The 20,446-nt window shown below is 66.4% G+C and carries 15 protein-coding genes; 7 read left to right on the top strand and 8 right to left on the bottom strand.

Annotated elements, in window-relative coordinates:
• The first annotated feature begins 185 nt into the window (after positions 1-185).
• From A4F85_RS06500 to A4F85_RS06485, 4 genes are all read left to right on the top strand, one after another.
• The gene (locus A4F85_RS06500) at positions 186-2,819 is read left to right on the top strand and encodes a bifunctional diguanylate cyclase/phosphodiesterase (RefSeq protein WP_063326063.1); all 2,634 of its coding nucleotides are present in this window, start codon (positions 186-188) and stop codon (positions 2,817-2,819) included.
• Between the two features lie 157 nt (positions 2,820-2,976).
• On the top strand, positions 2,977-3,984 hold the full coding sequence (locus A4F85_RS06495) for a diacylglycerol/lipid kinase family protein (protein WP_063326062.1): 1,008 nt from the start codon (positions 2,977-2,979) through the stop codon (positions 3,982-3,984).
• A 23-nt stretch (positions 3,985-4,007) separates the two neighbouring features.
• Positions 4,008-4,823 (top strand): metallophosphoesterase family protein, encoded by an 816-nt coding sequence (locus tag A4F85_RS06490; protein WP_063326061.1) that lies wholly within the window; start codon positions 4,008-4,010, stop codon positions 4,821-4,823.
• A gap of 184 nt (positions 4,824-5,007) precedes the next feature.
• Positions 5,008-5,376, top strand: a complete 369-nt coding sequence (locus tag A4F85_RS06485) for a response regulator (RefSeq protein WP_012205652.1) — start codon at positions 5,008-5,010, stop codon at positions 5,374-5,376.
• 45 nt (positions 5,377-5,421) lie between these two features.
• Here the strand turns inward: A4F85_RS06485 and A4F85_RS06480 are convergent, their stop codons facing one another.
• The 4 genes from A4F85_RS06480 to A4F85_RS06465 are packed head-to-tail and all read right to left on the bottom strand — an operon-like array spanning position 5,422 to position 11,618.
• Positions 5,422-6,552: a hybrid sensor histidine kinase/response regulator gene (locus A4F85_RS06480; RefSeq protein ID WP_034393830.1), complete on the bottom strand. Its 1,131-nt coding sequence runs from the start codon at positions 6,550-6,552 to the stop codon at positions 5,422-5,424.
• 48 nt (positions 6,553-6,600) lie between these two features.
• Entirely contained in the window at positions 6,601-7,215 is a 615-nt protein-coding gene (locus A4F85_RS06475) for a chemotaxis protein CheB (protein ID WP_063326060.1), read from the bottom strand.
• Positions 7,215-8,054 carry a CheR family methyltransferase gene (locus A4F85_RS06470; protein WP_012205655.1) on the bottom strand — a complete coding sequence of 280 codons (840 nt, stop codon included), beginning with the start codon at positions 8,052-8,054 and terminating at the stop codon, positions 7,215-7,217. Before A4F85_RS06470 ends, A4F85_RS06475 begins: the two co-directional genes overlap by 1 nt.
• 39 nt (positions 8,055-8,093) lie before the next feature.
• Positions 8,094-11,618 (bottom strand): response regulator, encoded by a 3,525-nt coding sequence (locus tag A4F85_RS06465; protein WP_063326059.1) that lies wholly within the window; start codon positions 11,616-11,618, stop codon positions 8,094-8,096.
• 217 nt (positions 11,619-11,835) lie between these two features.
• On the opposite strand from A4F85_RS06465, the gene A4F85_RS06460 reads away from it, so the two are divergent.
• Both A4F85_RS06460 and A4F85_RS06455 read left to right on the top strand, forming a co-directional pair.
• The gene (locus tag A4F85_RS06460) at positions 11,836-12,225 is read left to right on the top strand and encodes a hypothetical protein (RefSeq protein ID WP_013802375.1); all 390 of its coding nucleotides are present in this window, start codon (positions 11,836-11,838) and stop codon (positions 12,223-12,225) included.
• A 106-nt stretch (positions 12,226-12,331) separates the two neighbouring features.
• The gene (locus tag A4F85_RS06455; RefSeq protein ID WP_034393841.1) at positions 12,332-12,739 is read left to right on the top strand and encodes a hypothetical protein; all 408 of its coding nucleotides are present in this window, start codon (positions 12,332-12,334) and stop codon (positions 12,737-12,739) included.
• 46 nt (positions 12,740-12,785) lie between these two features.
• Here the strand turns inward: A4F85_RS06455 and A4F85_RS06450 are convergent, their stop codons facing one another.
• The 4 genes from A4F85_RS06450 to A4F85_RS06435 all read right to left on the bottom strand — a co-directional run bounded on the left by A4F85_RS06450 (position 12,786) and on the right by A4F85_RS06435 (position 17,700).
• Positions 12,786-14,573 carry a methyl-accepting chemotaxis protein gene (locus tag A4F85_RS06450; RefSeq protein WP_063326058.1) on the bottom strand — a complete coding sequence of 596 codons (1,788 nt, stop codon included), beginning with the start codon at positions 14,571-14,573 and terminating at the stop codon, positions 12,786-12,788.
• Between the two features lie 41 nt (positions 14,574-14,614).
• Positions 14,615-15,442, bottom strand: a complete 828-nt coding sequence (gene fliD, locus A4F85_RS06445; protein ID WP_063326057.1) for a flagellar filament capping protein FliD — start codon at positions 15,440-15,442, stop codon at positions 14,615-14,617.
• Between the two features lie 223 nt (positions 15,443-15,665).
• Positions 15,666-16,403, bottom strand: a complete 738-nt coding sequence (locus A4F85_RS06440) for a GntR family transcriptional regulator (RefSeq protein WP_013802371.1) — start codon at positions 16,401-16,403, stop codon at positions 15,666-15,668.
• A gap of 814 nt (positions 16,404-17,217) precedes the next feature.
• Positions 17,218-17,700 (bottom strand): Hcp family type VI secretion system effector, encoded by a 483-nt coding sequence (locus tag A4F85_RS06435; RefSeq protein WP_013802370.1) that lies wholly within the window; start codon positions 17,698-17,700, stop codon positions 17,218-17,220.
• Between the two features lie 615 nt (positions 17,701-18,315).
• Here A4F85_RS06435 and A4F85_RS06430 point away from each other — a divergent pair.
• Positions 18,316-20,445 (top strand): serine/threonine protein kinase, encoded by a 2,130-nt coding sequence (locus tag A4F85_RS06430; RefSeq protein ID WP_063326056.1) that lies wholly within the window; start codon positions 18,316-18,318, stop codon positions 20,443-20,445.
• Position 20,446: the final 1 nt, after the last annotated feature.

Genomic DNA, 20,446 nt, shown 5'->3' with positions numbered 1-20,446 from the left:
AAACCGATTGGCGCAATGGTCGGCTTTGCGCAGGCCACGGCCCGCCTTTGCGTTCTGGCAAATCACCATTAAGAATTCATTTTTTCTACCGAAAACCATTTATCAACAAATTTTCCTATCAACCACAGGAGCGCCCAGGCGCGGACTGCGGCGGCGGCTGCGCAGGGCTGCGAAGGCACTGCACAATGGCCGCTGTCGCAGGCAGATCCGGCCCTTGGCTGCCCGGCGCACGCTACGGAAACCTCTGCATGCCCGCCTTCAGGCTCTCACTTCGCACGGCAGTCACAGCCCCCTTCATAGCGGTGTTCGTGGTCACGGCCGGGCTGTTGGCGGCATGGCAGCAGCGCCAGGTGGACCAACTCATCAACCGCGAAAGCCTGCGGCTGCTGGACTCCCTGTCCACTACCACGCGCCACCAATTGGCCGATTACCTGGAGACCCCGCTGCGCGTGCAGCAGGCCTTGGCCGAGACCGTGGCCCGGCAGGCGCTCTACACCCCCGGCGACCTGCGCCCCATCTATGGCTATCTGACACGCTCATTCACCGAGCTGTATGCCCAGCACCACCAGATCAGCCTGTTGAGCTTTGGCGGCATACAAGGTGAATACACGGGTGTGCGGCTGGAGCCCGATGGCCGCTACCGCCTGATTCTCCAGGACCACAGCACCCAGGGCGCCCTGCAGATCTTCGAGGGGCTGGAGCCCGGCCCGCCCATGTCCAGCCTTGCCGGCTACGACCCCCGCGTGCGCCCCTGGTACCAGCCTGCCATCCACAAAGACGGCCCGCACTGGTCGCCCATCTACACGGTGACTGGCGACCGTGGCGATACCACGATTTCCGCATCCACGTCCGTGCGGGTGTCCGGCCAGCTGGCCGGCGTGGTGGCCGCCGATGTGCGGCTGAGCAGCATGAACCGCTTTCTGCGCGACGAGCCCTTGCGTGGCAACGGCCATATCGCCGTGGTCGACGCACAGGGCTACATGGTGGCGCACTCGTCCGAGCTGTCGGTGCTGAAACGGCGCGAAGGCCCCTATGACCCACCCGTGCGCCTGCGGCTGTCCGAAAGTCCCGATCTTGCGCTGCGCAGCCTGGCCGCCCTGCTGCCTGCGCATCTGAGCGCGGATCCGTCGGCGCCAGCGGCCCCCCAGAACACCATCAACCTGAGCTTCAAGGAACAGGGGCAGATCTACCACGGCCAGGTCACCGCATTCCACGATGCACGCGGCATCGACTGGCGGATCCTGGTGCTGCAGCCCGAATCCGATCTGGTCAGCAGCATGCGGGCGGACAGCCGCCATGCGCTGGTCCTCGCTTTCGGCCTGGCCTTGCTGGGGCTGGGGCTGGGCGTGTGGTGCCTGCGCCGGGCGCTGCGCCCCCTGGCGGTGACGGCCGATGCGGCCAACCGCCTGGCCAAGGGCGACTGGAGCGCGGTAGGGGCGCTGCCGGATACGTCCCTGGTCGAGACATCGTCCCTGGTTTCGGCCTTCCACAATATGGCGCAGCGGCTGCAGGAATCGTTCGAGCACATGCGCACCCTGCTGCAGTACGACAGCCTGACGCAGCTGCTCACGCGCGCCGGCCTGATCGAGCAGGCCGATGCGGCGGCAGCCGCCAACACGCCCTGCCCTGCCGCGCTGTGCCTGCTGGAGCTGCAGAATTTCCGCAGCGTCCGCGACGATGTGGGCCACGGCACGGGCGAGCAGCTGCTGCGGGCCGTGGCCGAGCGGCTGCGCAACCACCATCTGCAGTTTCCTGCCCTGCTGGCGCGCACGGCCAGCAACGAGTTCGCCATGCTGTGGCTACATGACTGCACGCCGCAGCAGATGCAGGACAAATGCCGCCACCTGCTGGAAATCTTCGACCAGCCATTTTCCGTGGGCAAGGACGACATCGTGCTGCGCGCCTGCGCGGGCGCCGTCAGCGGCGAGCTGCTGCCGGGCGCGCTGCCCGAGTGGCTGCGCAACGCCAGCATTGCGCTGGGTGAGGCGCAGCGCGGCTCGCACCCCTTCCTGCTGTTCGAGCCCAGCCTGGCGCAGAAAATGCTGGGCCGCACGCAGCTGGCCATGGAGCTGCGCCAGGCGGTGGAGCGCAACGAGCTGCGCGTGTTCTACCAGCCCGTGGTGGACCTGGCCACGGGCAGCATGGTCGGCGCCGAGGCCCTGGTGCGCTGGAACAGCCCGACGCGCGGCATGGTGCCTCCCGGCGTCTTCATTCCGGTGGCCGAGGAGTCGGACCTGATCCTGAGCGTGGGCGAATGGGTGCTGCGCACGGCGGCGCACGACATCGCCTCCCACCTGCCCCAGCTGCCCGCCGACTTCGAGCTGCACGTCAACATGTCGGCACGCGAGCTCATCCAGTCAGACTTCGCCTCCACGCTGGAGCAGGCACTGGCCACCAGCGGCCTGCCCGCCCGGTTGCTGACCCTGGAGCTGACGGAATCCATGCTGCTGGACGACAGCGACGCCACGCTGCAGCGCATTGCCGCCATCCGCGCGCTGGGCGTGAAGATCGCCATTGACGACTTCGGCACCGGCTACTCCTCCCTGGCCTATCTCAGCCGCCTGCGCTTTGACTGCATCAAGATCGACCAGAGCTTCGTCGGCCAGTTGCCGGAGTCCGAATCCGACAAGTCCATCGTGACCGCCGTGCTGCGCATCGCCCAGGGCTTTGGCGTCAAGGTCGTGGCCGAAGGCGTGGAGGAGCAGGCCCAGGCCAGGCTGCTGCACGCCCTCGGCTGCGAGCATGCACAGGGCTATCTGTTCGAGCGGCCGGTGCCGCTGGCGCAGATGCTGGAGTACCGCTCTCCCTGGCCCGAGTGAGCCACCAGTGAGACGCTGACGGGTCGCTGGTGAGCCGCTGCTGCCTTGTGGTGCCCTTCCTGTCGGCTTTGGCTGACGTGTGCCGCTTGCATGATCCGGTGCACATGCAGGTGCAATCCAAGAAACAATCGGCGCCTGTTCCAGCCTCCCGCCTTCCATGACGCCCACCTATTCCGAGAGCCAGCCGCCCCCGCCCCGTCTGGACCCCGCCGGCCCCATCCACCTGATCGTGCCGCTGCGCCCAGGCGCCGACCTGGAACAGCTGCGCGCGCGCCTCACCAGCGTGCCCGCGCTGCAGCAGCGCAGCGTGCAGTGGCATGTGCCTGGCGCACGCGCCGACATCGTGCACCTGGCCGCCCGTGCCGTGGACAGGGCCAGCCAGGATGGCGGCCTGGTCGTGGCCGCCGGCGGTGACGGCACCATCAATGCGGTGGCCGCCGCAGCCTGGGCGCGGGGCGTGCCCATGGGCGTGGTTCCGCTGGGCACCTTCAACTACTTCGCCCGCGAGCAGGCGCTGTCGCTGGAGCCTGCCCAGGCCGTGCAGGACATTCTTCAGGCATTGCAGGCCGGCCAGATGCGGCCCGTGAACGTGGGCCTGGTCAACGAACGGCTGTTTCTGGTGAACGCCAGCCTGGGCCTGTACCCGCGCCTGCTGGACGAACGCGAACGCGCGTCCACACGCTTTGGCCGCACGCGGCTGGTGGCCATTGCAGCCTCCATCTGGAGCATTCTTCGCGGTGGCAGCGCGCGCCGCTGGCGCATCGCCCTGCGCTCCGACCGCCAGGCGCCGCTACAGCAGCAGGAGCACCTGGCCAGCACACTGTTCGTGGGCAACAACCCGATGCAGTTGGAGCGCGTGGGCATTGCCGAAGCCCGCGCTGTGGCCGACGGCCAGCACCTGGCCGCCGTGCTGCTGCTGCCGCAGGCCAGCGAGGCCCCGGCGCGCGTGGTCTGGAATGCCGTCTTGGGACGGCTGGCGCAGGACGATGCGGTGGCCAGCCTGGCCTGCACCGAGCTGGTGGCAGAGCCCGCAGGGCGGCGCCCGCGGCGCCTGAAGATGGCCTTTGACGGCGAGCGCGAATGGATGGCCCCGCCCATTCGTTTTCGCCTGGGCGAGAAGCCGCTGTGGCTGGTCGTGCCGGGCGAGGCCGGGCCCTCCTCCTGATCAGCAAGGGACAAGGAACGCCCATGGCTTTGCTCATGCATATGTCGGACCTGCATTTCGGCGCCCACGATCCGGCCGTGTGCGCCGCCGCGGCAAGACTGGCCGCACGTCTGCCCGTGGCGCTGCTGGTGGTCTCCGGCGACCTGACCCAGCGTGCCACGGCCGCGCAGTTTGCCCAGGCGCGCGAGTTTCTCGATGCGCTTCCCGTACCGCGCCGCCTGGTCGTGCCGGGCAACCACGATCTGCCGTTGCTTGCCTGGTGGGAGCGGCTGGGCGGCCATGCCCATGATCGCTACGCCCGCTGGATCAGTGCCGAACTGCAGCCCTGGTGCGCAGAGCAGGGCTTTTGCGTGATTGGCGTGGACACCACGCGCTGGTGGCGCCACCAGCGCGGCAGCCTGTCGGCCAGCCAGATCCGGCAGGTGGCCCAAAGGCTGGCGCAGGCCAGCCCTGGCGACTGGCGCATTGTGGTCGGCCACCACCCGCTGGCCGCCGCGCATGCGCAGGACCGCAGCCACCGCCCGCACCGCGCGGCAACGGCCCTGGCGGCCTGGCGCGACGCCGGAGCGCAGTTGGTGCTGTCAGGCCATGGACATGACCCCGGCCTGGTCCAGCCGCTGCCGGGACTGTGGGCGGCGCAGGCGGGCACTGCGGTATCGCTGCGGCTGCGCGCGCATGCGCCCAACAGCCTGTTCACGCTGGAGCAGCAAGAGGACTCGGCTGGACAGGGCCCGGCCTGGCGCCGAGAGCTCACGCGCTGGGACTATTCACGGCAGGCGGATGAATTCCTGCCCGTGCAAAAGCATGTTCTGGACCCGCCGCAGGCCTCCACCCGCTGAACGCGCGCAAACCTTGCTCTGGCGTTCTTCGTTGTATTGCACAATCCACAGCCTCGGCTCCACGCAGGCGGCGGCAGAAAAGTTTGCATGCTGTCCTACGCAATGGCCGCCCGAGGGTGTGGATGATCAGCCCTCGTCAATGCTGCCTTTTTGATAGCAGCATGATGCACTGCAACAAAGAGATATGCGAATCCTGTACGTTGAAGACAATGCCGACCTGCGCGAAACCATTGGCCTGCTGATGGAGAGCGAATCACGCTTCGTGACCAGTTGCGCCACCGCCGAGCAGGCCCTGGAACTGGATGCGGCCCAGCCTTTCGACGTGGTGGTTTCCGATGTCAGCCTGCCCGGCCTGTCAGGCACCGACCTGGCGCGGCAGCTGCTGGAGGCCGATGCGCAGCGCTGGATCATCCTGTGCTCCGGCTACGACCTGGGCCCCTACCCCACGGCCTGGGGCCCCCATGTGCGGACCCTGCTCAAGCCCTTCGAAATCGAGGACCTGGAGACGCTGCTGGACTCCATCCAGGAAGCGCTCGGCAACCCCGCCCACTGAAGCGTTCGCGCTTTCGCGCCCCCCGGCGCCCCCCGACTCCCGCCGTCACAGCACGGCCTTGGAGCCTCCCACCGCCGCCTCGCGCGGCAATTCCACCCTGAAGCTGGTCACTCCGTCGGCGGAGCGCACATCGATGCGCCCGCCGTGCGAACGCACGATCTGGTGCGCAATGAACAGCCCCAGGCCCAGTCCCTGGTGCTGGCCGGGCCGGCGTTCACCACCGCGAAACGGGTTGAACAGCGTGGGCAGCAGTTCCGCGGGAATGGTGCCGCCGTTGCGCACCGTGATGGACACACGATCGTCCTGGCGGCCATCGGCCGTCACCTGCACCGGCTGCGCGGGATCTCCGTGGTGCATGGCATTGCCCAGCAGGTTGGTCAGCACCTGGCACAGGCGTTCGCCATCCCAGATACCTTCCAGATTGCCCAGCATCTCGCTTTCCAGGCGCCGCTCCGGGAAGCCCGTCTCCACCTCCTGCAGCGTGCGCTGCAGCAGCGTCTGCAGGCTGGCCGGCTGGGGCGACAGCGGCAGGCCTTCTGCCTGGCGGATGCGGGTCACGTCCAGCAGATCCTCGATCATGCGCGACATGCGCTGGCTGCTGCTGAGCATGCGCTCGGCCATGTTGGCCACCTTGCCGGGATCGGGCTGGCGCGTGAGCACGGTGGCCGCCGCCTTGATGGACTGCAGCGGCGTGCGCAGGTCGTGGCTGAGCACGGCCATGAACATCTCGTTGATGCGCAGCGCCTCCGTGCGCTCCTGCAGCTGCTGGGCCAGCGCCTGCTTGCGCTGGTGCAGCTCGAAGAACACGTTGGCCTTGGTGGTCAGCATGTGCGGGTCGATGGGCTTGTACAGAAAGTCCACGGCGCCGCTTTCATAGCCGCGGAATTGCCAGTTGTGCTCGCGCGAGCCGGCCGTCATGAAGATGAGCGGGATGTGGCGCGTGCGCTCGCTGCCGCGTATCAGCTCGGCCAGCTCGAAGCCGTTCATCTCGGGCATCTGCACGTCCAGCAGGGCCAGCGCCACATCGCCATGGTCGAGCAAAAGCTCCAGCGCCTCGGGGCCGGAATGCGCCTTGAGGAACTCGATGCCGTCGCGCTGCAGCAGCGCTTCGATGGCGATCAGATTCTCGGCAATGTCATCGACGATCAGGCATTTGACGCGATCTGTTTGGGACATGGATTCTCTCTCGGTATTTTGTCTGGTGGGAGCGCGCTGAATGGACATTCAAAGCCTCCCCTGGCCGTGCAGCGATGCGATGAGCGCGGCAATGCCCTGCGGCGCCAGCACCTGGGCCTGTGGCACGCGGGCCAGGGCCGCCCGCGGCATGGCCTGCATTGCGGCACTGTCTGGCGACTGCACCACGGCCAGGCCGCCGGCGGCGTGCACGCTGGCCATGCCCTGGGCACCATCCTCGTTGGCGCCGGACAGCAGCACGGCCAGCAGGCGCTCGCCATAGCAGTCGGCAGCCGACTCGAACAGCACATCGATCGAGGGCCGCGAAAAATGCCAGGGCGCATCCAGCGACAGCGCCAGCCTGGGACCGCTGTCCACCAGCAGGTGGTAGTCGGCCGGCGCAAAGTACAGGCAGCCCGGCTCCAGCCACTGCTGGTCCTGCACCTCGCGCACCGGCAGGGCGCAGCGCGGCCCGAAAAGCTGGCCCAGCAGGCTGCGCCGGTCGCGCGGCAGGTGCAGTACCACCAGCACCGAAGCGCGCAGGCTGGCGGGCAGCGTGGGCAGCACCACGGACAGCGCATCAAGCGCGCCGGCCGAGCCGCCGATCACGATGGCCTCGTAGGCTGTGGCGGCGTCCGAGGCGGGTGTGTTCGTGGTCGCGGGCATCACAGCCCGGCCCTCTTGCGGTAGATGCGGTCTTCGAGCACGAAGTCCTCGAAGGCCTCCGAATGCCCTGAAAACCGCAGCGACTCCTTGGAGCCCAGGCCCAGGAACCCGCGATGGCACAGCGCATCGCGGAACAGGCCCAGCGCCCGGTCCTGCAGCTCGCGCTCGAAATAGATCAGCACGTTGCGGCAGGACACCAGGTGCATCTCGGCGAACACGCTGTCGGTGGCCAGGCTGTGGTCGGAGAACACCATGTGCTCGCGCAGCCCCTTGTCGAAGACCACACGGCCATAGCGCGCCGTGTAGTAGTGCGACAGCGAACTGTGCCCGCCCGAGCGCGCATGGTTGTCGGTGAAGGCCGCCACGCGCGCCATGTCGAACACGCCCTGCTCTGCCGCCTTCAGCGCATGGGGATTGATGTCGGTGGCGTAGATCAGGGTGCGGTCCAGCAGGCCCTCTTCATGCAGCAGGATGGCCAGCGAATACACCTCTTCGCCCGCGCTGCAGCCGGCCACCCAGACCTTGAGCGAGGGATAGGTGCGCAGCAGCGGCACGACCTCGGTGCGCAGCGAGCGGAAGTAGGTCGGGTCGCGGAACATGTCGCTGACCTGGACCGTGAGGTACTCGAGCAGGGCCGGGAACACGCTTGTATCGTGCAGCACACGGTCCTGCAGCTGCGACAGCGTCTTGCAGTCGAACTGCACCAGGGCCGACTGCAGGCGCCGCTTGAGCGAGGCCTGGGCGTAGCCCCGGAAGTCGTAGTGGTAGCGGTGGTAGATGGCGTCGATCAGCAGGCGCTGCTCGATGTCGGCGGTGCGGGCTTTTTTCAGCTGAGGCATCGCGTCCTCCTATTCAGCTGCGGCATCGCGTCCTCCTTGCTACTTGGGCATCCACACCCGCACCAGCGACAGCAGCTTCTCCACGTCCAGCGGCTTGGCGATGTAGTCGTTGGCACCGGCGGCCAGGCATTTCTCCTGGTCGTCCTTCATGGCCTTGGCGGTCAGGGCGATGATGGGCAGGCGGCGCCATTGCGGGCGGTTGCGGATCTCGCGCATGGCGGTGTAGCCGTCCATCTCGGGCATCATGATGTCCATCAGGACCAGGTCGATGCCGGCCTGCGCCGTGCCCCGCGCTTCCAGGGTTTCCAGCGCCTCGCGCCCGTTGCGCGCGATCTCCACGCGGATGCCCGTGGGCTCCAGGATGCTGGACAGCGCGAACACATTGCGCACATCGTCCTCCACCACCAACACCGTGCGCCCTTCCAGCGCCGACTCGCGGCTGCGCGCCACCTGCAGCATCTGGCGGTGCTCGGCCGACAGCTCGGACTCCACCTGGTGCAGGAACAGCGTGACCTCGTCGAGCAGGCGCTCGGGCGAGCGCGCGTCCTTGATGATGATGGACTTGGAAAAGCGCCGCAGCTGCTGCTCTTCATCGCGCGAGAGCGCGCGGCCCGTGTAGACGATGACAGGCGGGAAGGAAACATCGTCCTGGTCCGTCATGCGCTGCAACAGCTCGTAGCCGCTGATGTCGGGCAGGTTCAGGTCCATCACCATGCAGTCGAAGGTGGCGCCGCGCAGATGTTCCAGCGCCGCCGCCGCCGTGCCCGCGCAGACGATGTCCACATCGCTGCGGCTGAGCAGGTGGCGCACGCTCTCGCGCTGGCGCTCGTCGTCCTCCACCACCAGCACGCGGCGCAGGTCCTGGGTGAACTTGGCCTCCAGCCGCTTCAGGGCATGGACCAGTTCCTCGCGCTTGACGGGCTTGAGCGCGTAGCCCACGGCGCCGCGTCCCATGGCCTCCTGCGAATAGTCGGCCACCGAGACCACGTGCACGGGAATGTGGCGCGTGACGGGATTGCGCTTGAGCTGGTCCAGCACGCCCAGGCCCGAGAAATCGGGCAGGTTGATGTCCAGCACGATGGCGTTGGGCTGGTTGCTTGCCGCCATGGCCAGGCCGTCGGACGCGGTGTTGGCCACATCGCATTCAAAATCCATCTCGCGCGCGAGCTCGGAAAGAATGTCGGCAAAGCGCAGATCGTCCTCGATGACGAGGATGCGGCGCCCGCTCTGCCCGCTCTTTCGCAGGGCATTCGCCGCGGACGAAGTAGGCAACATCGGCGCAGACATGGCTGGCGCGAACGCGGGGGCAGCCGGCGCGACATGGGCCGAGGCGACGGCGGGCACGGACGCGGGCGATGACACCGGCACCTGCGTCTGTGTCTGCGCATTCGCCAGCGATTCCCGCGCCGGGCGGGGCAGCGGCGCGGCAGCCAAGGCCTGGCCAGGCTCCACCAGCTCCAGGATCACAGGCACGGTCAGCGTGAACACGCTGCCCTGCCCCGGCGTGCTGGAGACGGTCAGGGTGCCGCCCAGCAGCCCGGCAAGATCACGTGAGATCGACAGGCCCAGGCCCGTTCCGCCGAACTTGCGATGCGTGCTGCCGTCCGCCTGGCGGAAGGCATCGAAGATGAATTGCTGCTGCTGCTCGGCAATGCCGATGCCGGTATCGCGCACGGCAAACGCCAGCATGCCCCCGGGCACGCGGGACACCTGCAGGTCGACCGAGCCCTTGGCCGTGAACTTGAGCGCGTTGGACAGCAGGTTCTTGAGCACCTGGGCCAGCCGCATGGGGTCGGTCTGCATGGAGGCCGGCACGCCGGGGTCCACCGTCCATGTCAGCTCCAGGCCTTTTTCGCGGGCGATGGGGCGCAGCGGCTCCATCAGCGCCTGCAAGGCGGTGGCGATGGTCATGGGCTCCACCAGGACGCTGACCTGGCCGGCCTCGATCTTGGACAGGTCCAGGATGTCGTTGATCAGCGCCAGCAGGTCGCTGCCCGCCGCATGAATGGTCTGTGCGTACTTGACCTGATCGGCCTGCAGGTTGCCGGGCTTGTTGTCGGCCAGCAGCTTGGCGAGGATCAGCGTGGAATTCAGCGGCGTGCGCAGCTCGTGGCTCATGTTGGCCAGGAACTCGCTCTTGTACTGGCTGGCCAGCTCCAGCTCGTGCGCCTTGTCGGTCAGCGCACCCTGGGCGCGCAGCAGTTGCTCGCGCTGGTACTCCAACTGCTGGGTCTGCTCCTCCAGATGGGCATTGGTCTGCTCCAGCTCGCTTTGCTGGTGCTCCATCTGCGTCTGCGACTCCTGCAGGATGCGGCTTTGCTGCTCCAGCTCCTCGTTGCTCACGCGCAGCTCTTCCTGCTGGGCCTGCAGCTCTTCCGACTGGCGGCGCGTTTCTTCCAGCAAGGTCTCAAGGCGCGAACGGTCCAGACCCGAGCGGATGGCCACGGCCAGCATTTCGGACGCCCGCTCCAGCAGGCTGCGCTCTGCCTCGCTCACCCCGCGCAGAAAGCCCAGTTCGATGACGGCGAACACTTCGCCGTTCTCCATGGCGGGCGCCACCATCAGTTGCAACGGGCTGGACTGGCCAGTGCCCGAGGAAATCGGCAGGTGCTGCGCGGGCACGTCCCTGACATGCAGCAGCTTGCGCGAGGTGACCGCCTGGCCCGCCAGGCCCTCGCCGGGCAGCAGCTTGTGCTGCAGGCGATCGCGCGGCAAGGCATAGCCGCCGAACAGGCTCAGACCGCCATCGGTGCAGTCCACCACATAGCCGGCGCCCACCTCGGCGCGCAGGTAGGTGGCCAGGTATTCCAGTGCCTTCTGGCCCAGGTCTTCCAGCCGGCGGTCGCCCTGCAACTGCTGGCCCAGGCCGGACAGACCGGACGTCACCCACGACTGGCGCGCCTTGACGCGGTACTCGCGCACCGTCAGCGCAGCCGATGCCAGGATCAGGCCCAGCAAGATGAGGGAGCCGCCCCAGGAGTAGTACGTCGAGGTGGTGGAGGCCTCCACCCACAGCTGGCGGCGCTGCTCCAGCTCACGGGTCTGGCGGGTGTAGAGATCATCGATCAGCTCGCGCAGCCGGTCCATGGCGTTCTTGCCCACGTCCAGGCGCACCAGGGCCATGGCGGCGTCCAGGTCGCCGGCCCTGCGCAAGTCTATGGTTTCCTGCAGCTCGCGCAGCTTCTGGGTCGAGATGTCCTCGATCTGGTCCAGCAGCCGGTGCTGGACGGAGTCGCTGGAAGTGCGCGCCTTGAGCGCCTCCAGCTGCTTTTGCAGCACATCACGCGCCTGCTGGTAGGGCTGCAAATAGGCCTGGTCACCCGTCAGCAGAAAGCCCCGCTGCCCGGTTTCGGCATCCTTGAGCGAGGCATTGAGCTGGCTGAGCTGGCGCATGGCCAGCGTCGTGCGGTCCATGGCATTCACGGCCTGGCCCCGCGCCTCGGACGCCCGGAAATTGACGAAGGCGATGACCAGGGTGGCCAGGGCCGCTGCACCAAAGCCTGCAACAAGCGTCCATGGAATGGCAAAGCGCTGGGTGGTCTGGTGGCTGGAAGATCGTGGCATGCAGTGGAATTTCTGGCGGAAATGGACGAAGGAATCCGCCAGGGACTGTAACGGTTTTGCGCGGCCCTCGGCAGCACTCGACCACACTCGGCCGCAGTCCGCGCTGGTTTCAGCGGTGCGCGACGCACGGCGCCACCACGGCAGCCGTTAACATGGCCCGATACCTTCCTTCCGACATCCCGCTGCGGTCGTCGGCCCACACTCCAGGAACCATTGCATGAAAACCTTTGCCCTCACCGTCGCATCGCTGGCCGCCGCCGCCTCGCTGGTGTCCACCAGCGCCAATGCCGCAGCGTTGATCTTCCTCAACGACACCATCGCCGCACGCATTCCCGCCAGGGACCTGCCCGACGCAAAGGCCGCCGTGGCCAAGGTGCTCAACGAGGCCGCCGACGGCTCCGTGACCGAATGGACCAGCCGCCCGAACCGTACCAACCAGCGCGTGACGATGGCCTTGCAGCCGCAGCAGACCGTCCAGACCGGCTCGGCCGGAAGCTGCCGCCTGCTGTCGGCCGACGTGCGCCTGAAAAAGACCTCGGAAAACTGGCGCTTCTGGTTCTGCAAGCAGTCCGATGGATCGTGGAAGGCCAGCGGCAGCCAGCCCTGAGCAAGGATTGCGGTGGCCTGTCACCGGGAATCCGGCATGGACCTACGCCACCGGTCCTGGACACATGGGAGCATGTCGGCCGGAAGATCGACATCGGAGAACAACCATGCCCCATGAATTTGTGCAGGCCACGACACTCGCCAGACGGCTGGCCCTGGGCGTCGCCGCAACCTCTTTGCTGACGCTGGCCGCCTGCTCGGGCGAGACCTCGTCAACGCGCGCGGGATTTCCCATGGCCGAAGTGCCGCGCTTCAACCAGCCCCCGCCGGACAAGCCTCTGCTGGGCCAGCCCGTGATCATGGCCGAGCAGGTCATGCCCCATGCCAAGGGGGATCCGCACGAGCCCTTGCCGCCAGCCGCACCCCTGCCCGCCAAGGCATCGGAGCCCGCAAGCGGCGCAGGAGCCACGAACAAGGAAGATGCCGGCGGCGTGAACCCTGCCGCCGGCCAGGCCGCCGCCATCACCGATGGCCAGGGCGAGGGCTCCAAGTACCAACTGGGCGCCCCCAAGTAGCTGAACTCGACCAAACCCGGCAGAACTCCACCGTAGCCGGGCGGACTCAGAACGAAGTCCAGTCCCCGTCGTCATTGCCCTTGGCCGCCACGGTCTGCCTGGCGGCAGGCAGCTTTGCTGCGGGCGCTGGGGCAGCAGATGCGCTGCGTGGGGCAGCAGCGGGTGCAGTGCCGGCAGCTGGGGCGGACGCGGCCAGCGGTCGGGCCGCAGAACGCATGGGCGCTGCAGCAGAAGGCGTGCGCGCGGCAGGTACTGAAGACGAAGCTGCTGCTGTCCCTGCACCGGCCGGCGCCACGCCGTCGATGCGGAACACGCTCACGGCGGCCGCCAGCTGATTCACCTGGGATTTGAGCGAGCCTGTCGCAGCTGCTGCCTCCTCGACCAGCGCGGCATTCTGCTGGGTCACCGTGTCCATCTGCGAAATCGCCTGGTGCACCTGGTTGATGCCGCTGCTTTGCTCCTGGCTGGCGGCCGTGATCTCGGCCACCAGGTCGCTGACCTGCTGCACGCTTTGCACGATGCCGTCCATGGTGCGGCCGGCCTCGGCCACCTGGCGCGTGCCCGCGTCCACCTTGGACACGGAGTCTGCAATCAGGTCCTTGATGTCCTTGGCTGCCGAGGCGCTGCGCTGGGCCAGCGCACGCACCTCGCCCGCCACCACGGCAAAGCCACGGCCCTGCTCACCGGCACGTGCCGCTTCCACGGCAGCGTTCAGCGCCAGGATGTTGGTCTGGAAGGCAATGGAGTCGATGACGCCGATGATGTCGGCGATCTTGCGGCTGGACTCGCTGATGCCGCCCATGGTGTCCACCACGCCCGCCACCACCTTGCCGCCCTGCACCGCAGTCTGCGATGCCGAAGCGGCCAGCTGATTGGCCTGGCGTGCGTTCTCGGCGTTCTGCTTGACCGTGCTGGTCAGCTCCTCCATGGCGGCAGCCGTCTGCTCCAGCGAGCTGGCCTGCTGCTCGGTGCGCGAGGACAGGTCCTGGTTGCCCGCATCGATCTCGCCCGAAGCCGTGGCGATGCTGTCCGCACCCGAGCGCACCTGCCCCACGACCTGGGCCAGGTTGTCGTTCATCTGGCGCAGCGCCTGCAGCAACTGGCCGGTTTCGTCGCGCGAATCAACGGTGATGCGGCTGGTCAGGTCGTTGTTGGCCACGGTGCGCGCCACGCGCAGGGCTTCGGCCAGCGGCACGGTGATGCCGCGCGTGATCCACCATGCGGCCAGCGCGCCCAGCACCACCGCCAGGGACACCACGGCGATGATGGTGGCGCGGCTGGCAGAAAAGCGCACCTGCACTTCACCGGCGGAGCTGTCTATGGCGGCGCGCTGCATGTCCAGCAGGCGCTGCACGATCTCTATATAGCGCTGCGTGGCGGGCTGGTACTCCTGGGTGAACAGGCGCTCGGCATCTTCTGCACGGCCTTCGGCCTTGGCCTTGGTCACCACGTCGCGGCCCGCCAGGTAGCCGGCGCGCGCCTTCTTGATCTCGACCCAGATGTCCTTTTCTTCCTGCGTCTGCAGCAGCGGCTCGATGCGGTCCTGCAGCTTGCCCGACTGGCGCGAGGACTCGGCCGCGTCTTCCGCAAAGAAGGTGGCCAGCGAAGGATCGCTGCTCTTGGCAATGGCCGTGGTCCGGCGCGAGCCCGAGTGGATGTTGCGGAACCAGTCGCTGATCATCCGCTCCTTGGCGAGGGCCACCTCGGTGATTTCCGTGGTCGAGCGGGCCATGTGCCCCATGCTGACGATGCTGGTGACACTGATCAACAGCATGATCAGCAAAAGAATGGTGAAGCCGCCTCCGAGACGGAGGCCGATGCGCAGGTTTTTCATGTTTTCCGGGAGCAGGATGCAGGGCGGGGATGGTGCTGAAATCAGTTCTTGAGGTAGGCGTCCAGCACCATGCGGTTCCAGTTGGCCGAACCGACCAGGGAATCGCCCAGCTTCTCGGCCGTGGCAACCACCGCACTTTGCTGCTGCTGCAGTGTCTTGACCCGGTCACCCAGACTGGCCATGGACGAGCTGAGGCGGCTGCCCGTGGACAGCGCAGAGTTGGCGCTGCTCTCCACCGCCTTGCCAATGCCGGCCAGGGCCGAGGTCACGCCTGCGGCATCGGCGGCCATGGACTTTTCCAGGGCCTTGGCATCCACCGCCAGCGTGCCGTCCTGGCGCTGGACGATGCCGAGCTTGCCCAGGCTGGGCGCGGTCGCGCTGCCCGTGACACTCATGATGGCCGAGCGCAACTCGCGCAGGGCGCGGGTGGCACCCACATCGGTGGAAGAACCGGCCGCCGCGCTCACGCTGCCCTTGGCAGCGCTGGCGTTGTAGCGCGCCACCAGCTTTTCCAGCGCGCCTTGCACCGACTGGGTGGTGCTGGTGGCCGAGAGCGCGGCCACATCCTTGCCCGCCGAGGCCAGGTCCACCAGGGATGACTTGAACTGCCCCAACGCCGACAGCGAGGTCGATCCCGCCTGGGCCTGGGCCGCAATGCGCTCGTGCGCCTTGGTCAGCGACGGTGCCAGCTTGCGCACCTTCTCCGCTTCGGTGGTCTCGGTCTTGGTGCTGTCCGTCTTGGTGGCGCTGGTCTCCGCAGCGCTCTTCTTGCCGGCCGAATCCGAAGCCGCCTGCGTCGTGCTGTTGAGCTTGGATTGGGCGCGGGCCAGCAGGCTTTGCACGTTCAGGTTGTCGGTTCTGATGCTCATGTTCTCTTCCCTGTGAGTTGGCAGATGGCGCGGGCGCGAGGCCCGTCCACGGTTTGGCAGGAAGACTACCGGGACGCCGCCGCAGCGATGCGGGGAAAAGCAGGCCCCTTGCCCACGACTTGAAGGCTTTGCTGCGCCGGAACGGATGTCCGCCGCCTTCCCGCAGCGGCCCAGCCATGAAAAAGGGCCTCCGAAGAGGCCCTCCAGCAACACATTGCGGCCCTCAGGCCATCTGCGTCAGGGCGCCATAGCGCTCGCGCGCCGTTTGCAGCATGTAGAACGTGATGCGCTTGACCTCGGCCCGGCTGTCGGCGATGTGCTCCCTCAGGCAGGACTGGGCCCGCGCTGCATCGCCAGCCTCGATGGCCGCGAGGATGGCGGCATGGTCGTCATAGGTTGCCGAGACCCGCGGCAGCTTGATGACATCCAGGCGCCGGATGATGCGGATGCGCTCGGTGATGTCCAGGTGGATGCGCGCCATCTCCTGGTTGCCGGTTGCAGCCACCAGGCCGGTATGGAAGGCCTCGTCCAGCGAGGCCACCACGGCGGGGTCGGTCTCGCGCTGCTCCTCGGGCACGCACCAGACCTCGCGCAACGGCTGCAATGACTTCAGCGATTCGCCCACCAGGCTGGCCACGGCGCTGGTCTCCATCAGGGTTCGCACCTCATAGAGATCCTCGAAGTACTTGAAGTCGAAGGCCTTGATCTGCCACCCGCTCTTGAAATGCACATCGACATAGCCATCGCGCTGCAACCAGAACAGCGCCTGGCGCACAGGCGTGCGGCTGACCTGCATGCGCGTGGCGATTTCGCCCTCGCTGAAGCGGTCGCCGGGCAGCAGGCGGAAGTCGAAGATGTCGTTCTTCAGGCAAGCGTAGATCTGCGCGGCCAGCGAGTGCGCGCTGCTTGCAGGCCCCTGGCGCGTCTCGCACACGGGCGGGGAGGCAACCGCGATGCTCATGCGACTGCCATGCCGGTTGGAGAACACCGCCCCTGCCGTTGGCGACAGCCAGGGCCAGCCAGGACACAGCTCAAGGCGGAGGAAAAGAGCGAAGCCATGCCTGCGGCACCGGGCAGATTTGCGGACGGTGACAGGGTATACGCCGATTGCTGCTGCAATCTCTCTGACGGGTTTGCACGCCGGCAATGGGCAATGGTCCATTCACGCATTTAGTACTCTTTCTTGTACACAAGTTGGCAGTGGAATTTATTAAAGAAACGAATTGCGTTTTAATAATTGGACCGGCAAAAATATTCTCGACAACGTCCGATGTTCGTGTATGCTCCGCCACTCGCCGCAGTACGGGCCAAACGCACCACAACGGTTCGCAGGCCCCGGCACCAGGCATTCAATGTGCCTGATCAATAGACACAGGAACCCACGCGCGGTAATCCTGCGCATATCCACGGCAATCCATTTTTATCAGAAATTTTCTGCACATTGATAGTGCAGCGAGCAAGTCGATTCCCCATGCCCGCGGCCATAGGTTTTTGTGTTTGTCAAAGATTGACAAGCCTAACGACATTCAGCTTTTGACAGGAATGGAAAGCTGGCCCACGTCAAAAAAATGACACAAAAACCAGCCAGGCACGCGGTTACCCACGCGGCCTCAAGGCACGTCTCTCCGATATTCCTTCAACAGCCCGATTTCGGCTTTCCATACTGAAAAGCCTCCATCGATAGATGGAGGCCATATTCCCGCACGTCCACGGCAACACCCGCGCCAGACGAGTCCGACGCGGGTTGCCGCAGCAGCACAGCTGCGGGAGGAAGCTCAGGCTTCGCGGTTTTCCTTGATGTTGAAGCCCATCTGGCTCTCGGCGCCCTTGCCGCCCTGGTTGGTCTGTTCCCAGTACTGGGTCTTGACCTTGGCAGCCTGGAACGAGTAGTTCACGGTCACGGTGTCAGAGGAGTTGGCGCCGCTGACGGTCACGTTCGTCACCATGACGTCGGTCAGGGTGATCTTGGTGAACTCGATCTGCGAGCCGCCGGCCTTGCACAGCGAGATGTCGACCTGGCCCAGGTGCTTGCCCGTGGCGCAGTGCTTGAGCACGGCGGGGTAGCACTTGTCCACCTTGGCGATGACGTTCAGGTCATGGAAGCTCACCTTGCCGGCGCCGGCACCACCGCCGCTGGACATGGTGTTGGGCTGGGTAGCACCCCAGGTGAAGGAGTCGATGTCGGTCCAGCCCTTGTGGTTGGAATCCTGGGACTCGCCACTGGCGCCCTCGACCTTCATGAACATATCAACGGACATTGCACACCTCTCGAACTAATGGATTAAACGTTCGCATGCAACCCAATAGCCTGATTGCATCGGATAGTTCACACGCGAACAAAGGGGAAACCACTCTCGGGTAGAGCGCACGAAACCGATTCACTTAACACGTGATTCAGATCAGTGCGGCGCATACCCTGGATGGTCAAGGAATGTATTGACAATCGCCTGCAATCCTCACTGTCGTGAACCGCCCTCCTTTGTTGGAGCCGCGATGATAGTGGATAAGGCCGGCAAAATACAAACAATTGAGCAGACTGAATTGTTACGGCGGATACATCTGAAAAAAAATGTATCCACCTCATATCCATTCGATTCGTGTCATGGCTTTTTGCGGAACTCAAGCTACACTCACGCCGCATTCGGAGTCCGATTGAAATACGATCTTGTATTCATGACGAATCCATGACGCTCGTCTTTGGCCCCTGGCTTCAGACAATAGGCTGATTGAGGAAAACCAACGGTTTACAGAGACAGATTGCCGGTGTGATGCCGGCTTTCTCCTTGTCCAATGGCCTCGAACAGGTTCGGCACCCTGGCTGCGCGACAGACATCGCCCGCCAGGGTGTGAAACAACATCTTGGGTGGGATTGCATGGATAGCGAAGCAGCATGTTCGACCAACTGCCTTCCGGCAGGTGTCCAGATTGGCGAATACCGCGTGCTCGATGTCATCGGCGAAGGCGGTTTCGGCATCGTCTACAAGGCCCGTGACCTCTCGCTGGACCGCGAGGTCGCGATCAAGGAGTACATGCCTTCGGCCCTGGCCGGGCGGCAAAGCTCCCATCAGGTGCATGTGCGCTCGCAGCACCGTGGCGCGTTCGACGCCGGGCTGCGCAGCTTCATCAACGAGGCCCGCCTGCTGGCGCGCTTCTCGCACCCCACCCTGGTGCATGTCTACCGATTCTTCGAAGCCGGCGGCACGGCCTACATGGTGATGCGCCACTACGAGGGCCAGACGCTGGGCCGCGTGCTGCAGGCATCGTCGGGCCGCATCGACCAGGCCCAGCTCAGCACCCTGCTGGCCCCGCTGCTCGATGTGCTCGAGGTCCTGCATGCACAGGACTGCTTCCACCGCGATATCGCGCCGGACAACATCTTCGTGCAGCGCGATGGCAGCCCCGTGCTGCTGGATTTCGGCGCCGCGCGCCGCATCATCGGCGACATGACCCAGGCGCTGACCATGGTGCTCAAGCCCGGTTTTGCACCCATCGAGCAGTACGTGGACGACGGCGCAATGCCCCAGGGCGCGTGGACGGACATCTACCAGGTCGGCGCCCTCATTCACCAGGCCGCCACGGGCCGCACTCCTGCCACCTCGGTGGCGCGCATGGTCACGGACCCCATGCAGCCGCTGACTTCCGAGCAGGTTCCCGGCTACTCCGACGCCTTCCTGCAGGGCATGCAAAAAGCCCTGGCCGTGCGCCCGCAGGACCGGCCCCAGTCGATTGCCGAACTGCGCAGCCTGCTGGGCCTGTCTGCCGAAAACCGGGCGACGCCTGCGCCTGTGGAGCCCAGCCCCAGCCCCATCTACATCCCGATCACTACGCCTGCGGCCGTTCAGGCCGCCATGGCCGATGAGTCGGCATCCGCGCAGGCACCCCGGTTCCTGCCGATCACGGAAACCTACGTTCCCGCACCCACCCCACAGGTTGCGCCCGTGGCGACGGTCATGCCGGTGGCACCTGTAGCACCTGTAGCACCTGTAGCACCTGTAGCACCTGTAGCACCTGTAGCACCTGTGCTGCCCGTGCCGCCTGTTGCAACGGTTCCACCTGTGGCCCCGGCATCACGGGCCCCCAGCACACCTGCGGCCATGGCCACGCCTCAGATGGCACACCCATCTGCGTCCCAGGCCTCTGCAGCCGATCCGATGGGCCTGGGCAACGGGCCGTTCATCGACATCGACCAAGCACTGCCAGGCATGCCGGCGCCTCAGGCTACGGTTCAGGCCCCGGCTTCACCACCTGCACCCGTTCCCGAGCAGCCCGCCGCAGCGCCGGCCGTCCAGGCCAAGCCTGCGGCTGCCCGGCCTCCAGCTGCGGGGGCCCAGGCTGCGCCCAAGGCCAGGCGCAGCAGCATGGCCGTACCGTTGGCCATCGGCGCCCTGGTGCTGGCTGCCATCGCGGGCGGCGGCGTGCTGTGGTACGACCATTCCCAGGACCAGGCACGCGCCAAGACCCTGGCAGCACGCGACAGCCTGGCCTGGCAGCAGGCGCAAAGCCAGTCCAGCCTGGCCCGCCTGCAGGACTACCTGGACAGCTTCCCCGAAGGACAGCACCGCACCGAGGCCCAGGCGCTGCTCAAGCAATTGCTCAACGAGGCCTCGCTGGCCTCCACGGAGCAGGTGCAGCCGATGACCTCGCCCGAGCAGCAGGCCGCGTTGCCCGAGATTGCCCCCTCGCAGCCCGAGCAGAGCACGCCCGTCGTCCCCGTCACGGTGGCCACCGGGTCCGAGCCGCTGCCCACCGAGCCGCCCAAGACCGAAGCCCGCCCCGTCAAGCCCGCAGCGGCCACGGGCAAGGTGGTGTTCCGGGTCGTGCCCTGGGGCTATGTCTCCGTGAACCGCGCCCCTGCGCGGACCAGCCCGCCGCTGACCCAGATGGAGCTTCCAGAGGGCGAGTACCGCATCGACATCAGCAACCCGGGTGCGGCCTCCACGGTGACCAAGACCATCACGGTCACCAAGGGCGAGTCGGTGACCGTGAACCATCTTTTCGAATGAG

The sequence above is a fragment of the Delftia sp. GW456-R20 genome (genome assembly GCF_001622915.1).
Lineage (GTDB): Bacteria > Pseudomonadota > Gammaproteobacteria > Burkholderiales > Burkholderiaceae_C > Comamonas > Comamonas acidovorans.
Note: the sequence above shows the minus strand (reverse complement) of the source record. Positions and strands in the feature narration are given on the sequence as shown.